This window comes from Methanoregula sp. (genome assembly GCF_052325125.1).
In the GTDB taxonomy this organism is placed as follows: Archaea; Halobacteriota; Methanomicrobia; order Methanomicrobiales; family Methanospirillaceae; genus Methanoregula.
In genome coordinates this window covers 79,915-92,197 of record NZ_JBKQWO010000052.1, presented here as the reverse complement: position 1 = coordinate 92,197, position 12,283 = coordinate 79,915, and the positions used below count along the sequence as shown (strand labels likewise).

At 54.7% G+C, this 12,283-nt stretch carries 9 protein-coding genes; 3 read left to right on the top strand and 6 right to left on the bottom strand.

Annotated elements, in window-relative coordinates:
- The first annotated feature begins 14 nt into the window (after window positions 1-14).
- Both ACLQMU_RS12195 and ACLQMU_RS12190 read left to right on the top strand, forming a co-directional pair.
- Window positions 15-560, top strand: coding sequence for a hypothetical protein (locus tag ACLQMU_RS12195; protein ID WP_422148227.1), 546 nt, complete (start codon window positions 15-17; stop codon window positions 558-560).
- A 426-nt stretch (window positions 561-986) separates the two neighbouring features.
- A complete protein-coding gene (locus ACLQMU_RS12190; protein ID WP_424039201.1) occupies window positions 987-2,162 on the top strand; it encodes a hypothetical protein in 1,176 nt (391 codons plus the stop codon).
- Window positions 2,163-2,327: 165 nt separating this feature from the next.
- Here the strand turns inward: ACLQMU_RS12190 and ACLQMU_RS12185 are convergent, their stop codons facing one another.
- The gene (locus ACLQMU_RS12185) at window positions 2,328-3,725 is read right to left on the bottom strand and encodes a PAS domain-containing protein (RefSeq protein WP_424039203.1); all 1,398 of its coding nucleotides are present in this window, start codon (window positions 3,723-3,725) and stop codon (window positions 2,328-2,330) included.
- A gap of 279 nt (window positions 3,726-4,004) precedes the next feature.
- On the bottom strand, window positions 4,005-5,753 hold the full coding sequence (locus ACLQMU_RS12180) for a bifunctional metallophosphatase/5'-nucleotidase (RefSeq protein ID WP_422148325.1): 1,749 nt from the start codon (window positions 5,751-5,753) through the stop codon (window positions 4,005-4,007).
- Between the two features lie 432 nt (window positions 5,754-6,185).
- On the opposite strand from ACLQMU_RS12180, the gene ACLQMU_RS12175 reads away from it, so the two are divergent.
- Window positions 6,186-7,682: a cache domain-containing protein gene (locus ACLQMU_RS12175; RefSeq protein ID WP_422148326.1), complete on the top strand. Its 1,497-nt coding sequence runs from the start codon at window positions 6,186-6,188 to the stop codon at window positions 7,680-7,682.
- Between the two features lie 234 nt (window positions 7,683-7,916).
- Here ACLQMU_RS12175 and ACLQMU_RS12170 read toward each other — a convergent pair whose 3' ends face one another.
- From ACLQMU_RS12170 to ACLQMU_RS12155, 4 genes are all read right to left on the bottom strand, one after another.
- Window positions 7,917-8,462 carry a carboxylesterase family protein gene (locus ACLQMU_RS12170; RefSeq protein ID WP_424039723.1) on the bottom strand — a complete coding sequence of 182 codons (546 nt, stop codon included), beginning with the start codon at window positions 8,460-8,462 and terminating at the stop codon, window positions 7,917-7,919.
- A gap of 15 nt (window positions 8,463-8,477) precedes the next feature.
- Window positions 8,478-9,536, bottom strand: a complete 1,059-nt coding sequence (locus tag ACLQMU_RS12165) for a carboxylesterase/lipase family protein (RefSeq protein WP_443673728.1) — start codon at window positions 9,534-9,536, stop codon at window positions 8,478-8,480.
- Between the two features lie 369 nt (window positions 9,537-9,905).
- The gene (locus tag ACLQMU_RS12160) at window positions 9,906-11,396 is read right to left on the bottom strand and encodes a DHA2 family efflux MFS transporter permease subunit (RefSeq protein ID WP_422148328.1); all 1,491 of its coding nucleotides are present in this window, start codon (window positions 11,394-11,396) and stop codon (window positions 9,906-9,908) included.
- 167 nt (window positions 11,397-11,563) lie between these two features.
- A complete protein-coding gene (locus ACLQMU_RS12155) occupies window positions 11,564-11,998 on the bottom strand; it encodes a YkgJ family cysteine cluster protein (RefSeq protein WP_424039719.1) in 435 nt (144 codons plus the stop codon).
- Window positions 11,999-12,283: the final 285 nt, after the last annotated feature.

Here is a 12,283-nt window from a genome sequence, read left to right as displayed (position 1 = left end):
GGGTGTACCCGGCAATGAATGTCCAGTACGGGAATATTCCCGAAGAGCTGACCCGGCTCGACCGCTGGGTCGTCTGGCAGTATGAAAAGCGGAACGCCAAGCTGACCAAACCGCCGTATGTTGCGGCCCCGGGAAAAAAGCGCCACGCGCTTGTCAATGTCCGCTCGACGTGGGGGACCTTTGAGCAGGCAAAAAACACCAAGGAATCCGGCGGTTTTGACGGGATTGGTTTTGTCCTCGGACAGGGTATATTCGGCATCGATTTCGATCATGCAACTGACGAGATGGTTACCGAGGCGTTGTCCCTTGGGTCCTACACGGAATGGAGCCCGTCCGGTCACGGGGTGCATGTCATCGGGCGTTCCGGTCTCGTACTCAAAGGACGGAAGAAAGGATCTGTCGAACTCTACATGCAGGGGCGGTATTTCACCATCACCGGGTCGGTAGTGGCCGGGTCGCCAACGGACATCAGGGAAATTCCTTCGGACCGGATGATGGATTTTTTCCATCGGCATTTTGAAGATGAACCGGAACCTGTCCCGAAAGAGGACGCGGGCTGAACCGATCTCTGGTAAATCCTGATACTGAAAGGATGACTCCGGAGAAAGCCCCGGTTTGGCAAAATTACAATCCATATCATGCCGAGGGAAATAGTTCCCGTTCTCCCCTTTTATTTAAAGATACAGGGCGGAGTTTTACCTTCCTCCCCGTGCACGATGAGCGCCGGCTCCGGGGGGCTCTCCCACAGCGGATCAAGGACCAGTACCAATAACTAAAATCAGGGCGCAAAAACTGCCTGCCCTGCCGTGCCCGGAGGGGCCCGGATACGGGGAACCCTCACATATTTTTTCACCGGATTTCATGGTTCCGTGGCGAACCAGACCCGGTCACACCAGTCTTTACAGAGTCAGTGCGATTTACCCGTTCTTACCAATCCTGAAACATGACAAAATTTTTATCCCCGCTCCACTGTATCAACAGAACTGATGAACCGGAATGCGACCACTGCACTGGTCCGGGAGCTCATGCAGGACTTTGCCGGCCTGACCGGACTCGATCCGGCCGGTTCTTGCCCGAAGCGGTACCTCTGGACAGACGCGTTTGCGGTCTGCAATTATCTCGGGCTTTTTGAAACGACCGGCGACGCGACATACCGGGAACTTGCCCTGCGCCTCATTGACCAGGTGCATCACACCCTGGGCCGGCACCGTGGCGATGAGGCCCGGACCGGCTGGATCAGCGGTCTCTCCCTAAGCGAAGGCGAGCAACACCCGACCGCCGGGGGCCTGAGGATCGGAAAATCCCTGCCCGAGCGCGGGACGGACGAACCGTATGACGAACAACGGGAATGGGACCGGGACGGGCAGTATTACCATTACCTGACACAGTGGATGCATGCACTCGACCGCGCAGGCCGGGTCACCGGCAACCCGGCCTATATCCGGTGGGCGTGCGAGCTTGCGCGTACTGCCCATTCCCGTTTCACGTACCCCCCGCCGGGCGGCGGTCAAAAAAGAATGTACTGGAAGATGAGCGTCGACCTTACGCGCCCGCTTGTTCCTTCCATGGGCCAGCACGATCCCCTCGACGGCTTTGTAACCTATTCCGGGCTCCACCTGACTGCCACAAAGGTATCCGGCCTCCCGGTACAGACCGGCCTTGCCCATGAGATAACCGATATGGCCGGGATCTGCCGGGGCGTTCGGATGGTGACCGACGATCCCCTCGGCATCGGAGGCCTTTTGTGCGACGCAACAAAGCTTACCCTGATGATGTCAGGGGGCGGCCCAACGCATGCAGGCCTGCTGAAGTCCACGCTCGATGCGGCACTCACCGGCCTCGACGCCTTTACCGGATCCGGTTCGCTTGAGCTCCCGGCCAGGAACCGCCTTGCGTTCCGGGAGTTTGGGCTGTCCATTGGTCTTTCCGGAATCGGAAAAATGATGGAATGGATCGGGAAAAACCCGGATTTATCTGTCAGGACAGATTCCCTGGATCAACACATCAGGGCCCTCCGGGAATATATGCCACTGAAGGAACGGATCGAAGGATTCTGGCTGGAAGGAAAAAACCGGAAGGCCGAGACCTGGGCCGGACACCGGGAGATTAACACGGTGATGCTTGCCACGAGCCTCGCACCAGACGGGTACCTGGGGATATAGACCGTTTAACCACCTAGCAGGACTGCCGGTATCCTCATCGCCGAAATGCCGGTACGGTTACTAATAACGGGCTCGTGCATGGATACCGGCATCACCCTGTTGCTTTCGCCCCGTTCATGGTACCGGAAAATAAAATAGTGTTATTCATTGATACATGCCCGGTACTTACCGCCCGGATTGTTTTTTTGATGACGGGCCGGCAAACCGGTACGCCTCTTTTGGCACAATCATCTCAAACCGTGCCCCTTTACCGGGCTCACCAATTTCCCGGAGGGTAATGCCGGTGATTTCAAGGATCTCCCGTGCAAGGAAAAGCCCGACAGCTTTTGTCTTCGGGAAGTCAGGAGAAAAAATGTCGGCTTTCTGGCTTTCCGGGATTCCTACACCATCATCTTCAAAGAACAGCGTGAGGGAATCCGGTCCCTCGACATACCTGAAGGTAACCTGTGTTGCCGTTTTCCCATGGGTAAGGATGTTATCTGCGAGGATCAGCATGACCTGTTCCAGCAGGGGGTCGGCAAAGATTTCAAGACCGTCCAGCCGTACCGTATGTCTGATTTTCAGGAAATCCAGGTGGGAGATGGCCATGAGGAATACCTGGCCGAGATCCTGCCATTTTGACGGTTTAAGCCCGAGATCCTGGTATGCCTGCGCAAATTTCAGGGATTTGGAGATTTTCTGCAGGATAACCTCCTGTTTCCCGATCACTGAACTGACAGCGCTCTCTGTTACCCTTTCCTTTATAAACTGCTGGTACCCCCAGAGGGTGAATACCATATTCCGGATGTCGTTGAATGTCACATAGTTTAAGAGGTTCAGTTTCTTTTTTGCAAGTTCCAGGGCTTTTTGTTCCCGCGCATGTTCGGTAATATCCCGGACCAGATGAACTGCACTTACCACTTCGCCGGTGGAATTGGTCACCGGGTCCACAGTTATTAAAAGCCAGCCCTTCCCGTCCTGCCTCTGGATCTCCACGCTCTCACGTTTCCCGCTCACCAGCATGCGCAGCCGCGGACATCGGTCAATCGGGCACGCGGTCCCGTGCACGAGTTCGAAACAGTTCCTGCCGGTCACCTGCTCGTGAGGTATGCCGAGCAGTGATTCGACGGCCTTGTTCGTCCGGATTATCTGGCCGTCCGGTGAGATCAGGCAGATCCAGTCGGATATTGCATTAAAAGTTGTTTCCCATTCAGCCTTGCTCTGGGCAAGAGCATCGCACTGAGACCGAAGTTCGTCTTCCCGGGTCGCAAGCTGTCCATACGCGGTTCCGAGTTCCTGGTTTTTTTCCCGCAGATGACGGGCGAAGTACCGGATAAGCAGGAACAGGAGAACCATAGTGACGATAACAAAAAGGACGCCCTTAATCGATGAAATAAGGATAAGATTCTCCTGACTCGTTGACAGCGAGAGGGACAACCTGTCTGAAAAAATGATCCAGAGGACGCCGAAGGCAAGATAGATAATGCAGATCTTCAGGGGATCCAGTTCAAGAAGCCGGCCCGGTTGGATCCCAAAAAACTTTTTCGTGAGGAATGATTTCTTTCCCTCTCTTTCTGATCCCATAACCAATCTCCCGGTGTGCAAGGACCCGTTTTGGGGGGCAGCGGCAATTATTAATATCTAAACATGTTCGGGCAAATATATTAAAATGTCAGATCCGGCCCGTGGAGGGATCGTTACCGGGAACGAATGCGTTGCGGGACCGTGCGGTGTAACCCTGCCGCCGTACCACCCCGGGCCATCCCGGCCTCTTCCCCGTAATAACCCTCCAGTCATGGCTGGTGCCGGATAAGGGATCCTCAGATATACACGGACAGGACAGCTGGTGGACCAGTGCGGCTTTTAGTTGATCCGCTGTATCCTCCCGTCAGTTGTCACGTTCACCGGTTGCGGCAGTAACCGCACGTAGGAAACGAGTGCATTGACATCGACCGGCCCGTAACTCATATTCGATCCCCGCCCAAATGTCGTGTACCCGTCATCACCCAGGGTAAGGGTATCGACCGTTGCAACGGTGTAGGTCGCATTCAGGTCGAGAGGAACGCCGTTTACCGACACGGAAATCAGTTTGCTTCCGGCAGGTTTTGCTGCATCATAGGTGTACGAAACACCCGAGACAATCAGGTTGCTCGATGGGAGCGGCGCCTGCCACTGCTGTTCGAGCGTCTGCCTGATCTGCTCGCCGGACATGGTCATTGACATGAGAGTTCCCGCATTCGGCTGGACATTGTACAGATCAATCCAGGTAATATTTCCTTTGGAGATATTTGCAAAAATGTCGCCGGAAGTATCAAATCCCACGTCTGTTTTCATCGCGGCCCGCTCCTCGTCTGCCACCAAATTTCCCATTGCGGATTCCCCGGCACGGTTCTGGGCGAGGGTTATATCTTCCGCAGCTGCACCAATTACCTGTTTCTCAACCGGATCAACGGCGTTCTGGGCTTCGTTGAGGAGTGCAGTGGCAGCGGGATCCGGGCTGGTGCCGGGAGCCTGATCTGCATAGGTCGGGACAATCTGCGCGGATTTCTCTACAATCTTCCCGGTGGACCGATCAATGGTGAGATCGATATCGCCATACCCCCTGCTGTACATGTACGCCTGCGTGACGAGCACGGGTTTTCCGGCGGAATCGGGCAGGAAGGCGTTGGTAAACTCGTGGGTATGGGCGGACAGCACGACGTCAACCGCCGGATCGAGGCGGGACACAATCCCGACAACCCGCCCATCGTTCTGCATGGTTGCGTTCACCTGCGTGGGGCCCTCATACGGAGTCTGGTTCCCGCCTTCGTGGAGGAGAACCACGATCGCATGTACACCCTGCTGCTGGATCTCCGGGATATACCGGTTAATGGAATCGGCTTCATCCAAAAAGGTGAGGTTTTTAACATTGGCAGGCGTCGTGAGATTGGGCGTAGTTATCGTATCTGCGCCAATGAATGCAACGGTCACGCCGTCAACAGTCCGCAGGGTATAGGGTGGCAGAACCGGGGTGTTGTTCGTGGTCCAGACCACATTTGCGGAGACATAATCGATTTTCGTGCCCGGGTACGGATCTACGATGTGAGTGATATTTGTCGTTCCGTTCCCCCCGTTAATCATTCTCAACAGTTCTGGTACCCCGTTATTGAACTCCTGGTTACCCAGTGTAGCCACCATATTACAGGAACCGCTTGGGGAGTTCGATCCGATGGTACAGTACTGGTTTGCAAAGCTGTTGAAAAACAGCATGCTCGGCTCGTCCATGAGCAGCCCGGAAACAGGCGGCGACGATCCGATTACATCCCCGGGCAGGGCAATGATGGTGCCATCCGCATTCCCGGACGCCATCGCCGATTTAAGATAGGAAGCAAGGACCGGCGCACCCCCGACCGGGCGGTTGCTCATGGTCTGTCCCGTGGCCATGTGCCCGTGGAAATCGTTTATCTCGAGAATTTTTACATGAACTGTGGCGTTCGTATGCGATACCGCGACAGGTCCGGCAGGATACACCGAGAGAAAAACCAGTGCCAGTATAAGAATGCAGAGAGCGCAGATCCCCATGAGAATCTGCGACTTGACCGGGATCCTGTCCCGCCACGAACCGGGTGTCATGATAATGAATATTACAAATGCATTTAGTTAATGGTTGAGTTTCCGCTCCGGTAGCGTCTCCGATCACTTATATTTCCGGAACAATACCGGGTTCTGCCGCCGTATCCGCCAGCGTCGTACTACCACGCAACCGGCCAGAAGTCCGACACAACCCATGGGAATAAGAGCGATGATTGTAAGCGGTGTATGTACGGGATTAGTTAGCGGGGGAGAAAACGAGTGACACATGGTGTGCCTGATATTGGGGAACTTTTGGAAGAGGCGTGTGAGGATGAGGGCAGGGTGCCGGTTGGCTCCGGTACTACCGGCAGGGGATAAAACCATATAAACATTCCTCGCCCAGAAAAAGAACCCGAAAATGCAACATCGAAAAATTTTTCAGATTTCATTCGTAACTATCTGAATCTGGGGATCCCATATATGATGAAGACAATGTCTGGACTGGTATGCCTGCTCCTGCTGGCGGTGGCATGCACAGCGGGGTGCATGGGTTCACCCAAAGGAAACACGGCACCGGAATCGTGGAGCGGCCCGGAGATCCGGATTATCACCGAGAACTTCCCGCCTTACAACACCCTTGGCCCGGATGGTAGTGTAAGCGGACAATCCACCGATATCGTGAAGGAAATATTACAGCGGCAGAACGAGAACGCCTCTATTGAAGTCCTCCCTTGGGCAGAAGGATATAGTCTTGCCCAGACCGAACCGGATGCGGCTCTCTATTCCACGGCGAGGACCGCTGAACGGGAGAACCTGTTTTTGTGGGTCGGCCCGATAGGTTCGATCGATTTCATACTCTATGCGAAGAACGGTTCTGCGATCAGTGTACCAAGCCTCGAAGCGGCAAAGAAAAGTGGCATCATTGGCGTTTTGCGGGATGATGTGCGGGACCAGTTCTTGCAATCCGAGAATGTCACCAACCTTTACCTCTGTTCCGATGATCTGGAGTGTGCCCAAAAACTGAATGAGGGGACAATCGATCTCTGGCTCGGGAGCGACAGCGCTGGCGATGCAGCCCGGCAGGCAGGAATCGATCCCGGTGAATTCCAGCCGGTATACCTGATCAAGAAGACGGATCTGTATATCGCGTTCAACAAGGACACACCTGCGAGCGTAGTCACGACCTGGCAGGCGACACTGGACGCGATGAAAAAGGACGGGACGTATGACCAGATCCTGGCCGGGTACCGTAACGCCACATCTGCTGCCGGTGGGGGCCGGCAGAATACGATATCTGTCTCCGACACCGGATTTTTCGTGTCAGCGGTTGTCCCGCTCGTGGATGACCGGCTGAACACCATACTCCGCCCTCTTGAAGCTCTGGCCCTGACTGATGATGTGCGTTCCGGGGACTGGAACCGTATCCAGCCCCTGCTTACCGGTGTGGAGGCAAAGGAACCCTCTGCCCGGTTCTGGTTTGCCCGGCCCAATGGCTCCTATTACACCACGGTGGATGGACTCACGTCTGCAAATCTCAAGAGCCGGTCCTATTTTCCGACGCTGCTTGCCGGCAGGGAATCCGTTGGCACGGTTGTGAGCAGCCATTCGACCGGCAGGGATGTGGCGATTGTCGCAGTCCCGGTCATGGTGAATGGCACTGTCACCGGAGTACTGGGTGCTTCGGTCTACCTTGATTCCATAACTACGTACGTGCAGGACTCCCTTGGCCTGCCGGACACGGTGCAGTTCTTTGCCATTGACCCCGCCGGAAATATTGCGCTTCATTCAAATGATGAACAGATCTTCCAGAATAATATGTCAGCAGGAACTGCTCAACCCGGGTCTGTCGGTGCCGCGGTGAACGCGATGCTCGCAGAAAAGGCCGGCACCATCAGCTACGATTCCGGCGGCAGGCACTGGCAGGGAGTGTTCAGTACCTCTTCCCTGACCGGCTGGCATATTGCCGTCGTGTCTGCGGATACAGTGTAGACCGGGTGGAAATGACCGGTATCCGGTCCCGCCTTTTTTTGGAACTGATGGAGGGATTCCTTATCCAGCCCGAAGCACCGGTCATCACGACAATTCTGCTGATGATGTGGACAGGCCCCACCGGACCGCGTAACCCTTAACCTGTTTTTAACCAAAAAGTACACCTTGAGAATACCTGACCTCATGAGCCCGCGCTTCTCCGGTTCGGTTTTTTTACGCGTAAAACCGTGCGGTCTAATACCCACTCATCACGGCAGGTGTATCATTGATATCGAGATACTGGTCCCTCTCCCGGGTGTACTGCGGCCAGGTCACCGTCATCCCGCCGTTCGGGTCCCCCGTTTTTGCAAACCTGGTCCAGAGATCCACGAGATTATCGCCGACCGCCGGATCTGACTGAATCCCGGGCAGGTTGAACAACAAAAGGGTCTCGCTGCCGTGGAATGCTCCGTTGGGCTGGCCGGGCAGGATATAGGAGTACCGGTACAGGTATGTGCTCCGGTCCAGGTCTGCCATCGATCCTGCTGCAAACTTCGCAGCGTCGGCAAAGTCGTAGTGCGTCATGATCTGCGCAAGGCGGAGCTGGACTTCCGCGGTCGAATTTGCAGGGTACTGTTCAAGGACAGACGGTGCATCCGGCCCGAACTGCGTATTGATGAATGCGACATACTCCGGGACGGTCATATTCGCATTCGCGGAGAGCGTGGTCCCATCATTGGCGTTTGTCCCGATCATGAAGGGGACCGGGTTCTCACGGTGGAGAGCGAACAGGGCGTCCACGGATTCCGGGAGTATTCACCCGTCGATTGTTGGCTCGAAATGAAGGGTGTGGGTGAGCTCCCACGAGGATGACGGCCAGGGTGTTGCATTGATCAGGGCTTCGGGGCTCAGTTTCCGCATCTGTGCAATCGCACCCGGGCCCGGATACCCGAGACTTTGTGCGTACGCTTCCCCGAACTGTTCGGCGTCAACTTTAGAATGGACGTTATCAATCGTCGGCCCGTTTGCCCAGAAGGGGCCGCTCTCGACAATTGCCTGCTGGTAGAGCCCCCTGCTTTCAGGGCTGACAAGATGGATAAGGACGCTCTCCCCTCCCGCCGACTGCCCGAAAATGGTCACCCGGGACGGGTCACCACCGAACGCCCCGATGTTTCTCTGGACCCACTGAAGGGCTGCAACCTGGTCGAGAATCCCGTAATTGCCCGAACTGTTGTGGGGGGACTCGTTATCCAGCTCGGGGTGGGCAAGGAAGCCGAGAGCGCCGAGGCGGTAATTGGTCGTGACGACGACAACCCCTTTCCCTGCAAGGGTTGTCCCGTTATAGACCGCCATCGTGCCAAACGGCGCTACCTGCCCGAATGCCCCGCCATAGAAAAAGACCATGACCGGCAGTTTTTCACCGGCACCCTGTGCTGGTGTCCAGACATTGAGGTACAGGCAGTCCTCGCTCATGTTGACATGAGATCCCGATGACACCGGCTGGGGACAGACCGGTGAAAACACTTTCGTGTCTTTCACGCTGTCCCAAGGCTGAACCGGCGCGGGCGGTCTCCACCGCAGGTCACCAGTCGGAGGGGCCGCGAACGGGATGCCGAGATAGACCCACAGGCCACCCTGTTCTGTTCCTGATACAGAGCCAGCGTCAGTTTTCACAATACCGGATGCCGGTTCCTGCCGGGTACATCCTGCCAGAAACAAAAATCCAGTGAGGACCAGACAGAGTACCAGACCACACCATATTACCTTGCGCGTTTGCATGCGATTACCTCCCTTATTTTTCCCATGGAAGAGCCGGGTATTCGCAAAGGAGGGGCAGATCTTCGCAGAACCCGGCTGCTCCGCGTCATCCAACATGATATACCCGAGTACTTTTTGTGAATCTTGGGTTACAGAAGATTAATACTATGTATTTTCCGGTATCCGAAACCGGTAATTAACGACCATTATGTGATGAGGACATGTCGGAGTGAGCCGTCCATTTCACCTCCTCTGATGTTTCCCTGAGAACATCGTCCCACGTCATCCCCATGGGAAAAATATCTTGCACTCCCGCTGACAGCAAATGAACTCAAAAGAGAAGCAGTTTGCGTGCCGCGAGATCGGGCGTATTATTTTCCCGGCACCCCGGCATGGAGGAACGGGCAAAAACGATTTTCCTGCTGGTTTAAAAAAATACGCGGGTAAATTCCTCTTTTTTTTAATTCTGAAAACTTATGATCTTTTTCAGATGATCCCCGTCATCGCATCCCCGTCGGCACCTGACTGGTAGTCCGGGTGTACTTCCTGCCGTGCAAGCAGGGCAAGGATGAGAATGATAATGGAAACAACGAACGAGAAGAAAAAAGCAAGGTTAAAACCCGCGGTAATCAGATCCAGCTTGATGTTTACCGGTGCGCTCTCCGTAATTCCGTGGTGCCGGGCAATTGCAGCAATACCCTGGATAAATACCAGGTTTGCAAAGGCAATGCCGAGAGTCAGGGGGGCGAACCGCTCGAGGCTGGTGAGGCTGGAGACCATGCCCTGGTATTTCTTTGCAACCGAATTCATGATCATATTCGATGCCGGGGTTATCATCAGGCCAAGGCTGAATCCCAGCAGGACGAGGCAGAGGATAACAAACCCGATTGTCGTGTCAACTCTTAAAAGGGTCAGCATATAATAACCGGCAACAAGGAAGATCCCTGCAACAATGCAAAGATTTCTGCCACCGGCCCGGTTATATAATGCCCCGGCAAGAAGTCCGGATATCATCATGGCGACCGAAAGGGAGGTCAGGATCAGCCCGGCATCCGACGCACCGTAACCTTTGACATACTCGAGATAGAATGGGAGCAGGTAATTGATTCCGGCAAAACTGAAAAAGACCAGTGACATGACGAGGTTGGTCATCAGGAAATTCCGGTTCTTAAAGAGACGGAGCTCCAGCAACGGGTCGGATATTCCAAGTTCATGCCAGACGAAGTACGCAAGCGTGACGATGGCAAGTGCAAACGTGCCAAGAATTGCCGGCGATGTCCATCCCAGGTCATTCCCTTCGGATACCGCAAAAAGCAGGGCGGCAAGCCCGGTAAAGATCAATAATGCGCCGGCCTTGTCAAAGCCTTCGACCTGATCATGGGGTGTGATTGTCGGAATCACTTTTGCACCAAGCAGGATCGCACAGAACCCCACCGGCACATTGATGAGAAAAATCCAGTGCCATGAGAGATACTGTGTCAGCACTCCCCCGATAGTCGGCCCGATGGCCGTCCCGAGTGCGGCGACCGTCATGATGATTCCCATGGCTTTCCCTTTCTGCTTCATGGGTATGTACGCGGTGACCATTGCCGGCGCAATTGCGGTTATCATTGCACCACCTACTGCCTGGAATGCACGTGAACCGATGAGCACGGGAAATGAAGACAGGAGATCGGGCAGGAGAGCGCAGGAAAACGATCCGACAGTAAAGATGACAAATCCTGACAGGAAAACTTTTTTAAACCCGATGCCATCCGACAGCTTGCCAAAGATAAGAACGCAGCCGGCCATCACGAGCAGGTAGATGGTCGCTACCCAGCTTACCGTGCTCGACGAGATGTTGAACACCGATGATATGGTTGGCAGCGCAATATTGACGATCGTTCCATCTAATGCCGACATAAATGCCGCAAGGGAGATGGAGAGGATCAGGAGATTGAACCCTGCCTGATCAGTTCCCTGACCGATATTTTCCATGTAAGGATATAGGATCGTATGATAAAAAGAGAGGGGGGGTTGGTACCAGGGTTTTCCTGGGTCTTTGTTTAAGGAAATCCTGGTCCTGCCTGATGCTGATGCATCAAAACCCGGTACGGCATTATCAGGCCGGGTTTTTGGGATTGATGAAACTATTTCGCAGAGGATTATGTGCCCGGATCAAAGATCCCCTTCAGACGGGTTGTCTTTTTGAGGCTTTTGCACCGGTTGAAATACGTCTCGCCCCAGACCCATGGCTGGTACGTGCAGCACATTTCGGGTTTTACCAGATGGATCCCGCAGAGGTACCGCTTCTTTGCGACCCGGACGAGAAACGGGCAGACTGTGACATACCCACCGATGTCCGGGTCGCGCATCTCGAACACGACCACATTCCCGAGGTCTTCAGCATTAAGATCTGTACAGTTGACCGGTATGCTGGCGTTCTCCATGAATGCGACAAACCAGCGCAGGATATCGGTCCGCCCCTGCTCCATCCAGACGTATACGTTTGTCGGGGTCGGCGCGATGCCGGGGCCGAAGATCCGGCAGCAGAGCCCGCACTGCTCACAGGGTTCTTCTTCCGTTGTAAGATCATCCATTTATTTCCTCTTCACTATTCTGCCGGCTGGTGGATAATGTTTTGCCGGTATGTCTGAGTCACTTAATCCGGATCCGGAAGCCGGAATGCGTGACCGATCAGATCCTCTCGGTCGTGAATGTTCCCCCGGGGTGACGCCCCGTAGCTGAACTACGCCTGTGAGGTGATGCGCGGTTGATAAAACTGGTGTATAATCAGCATTTTCTTATAGCAGCCCCATCAATTTTTCTTCTGATGAAACCCTGCTCTCATGTGTACACCGGCCGGACCCCGGACCATCTTTTTG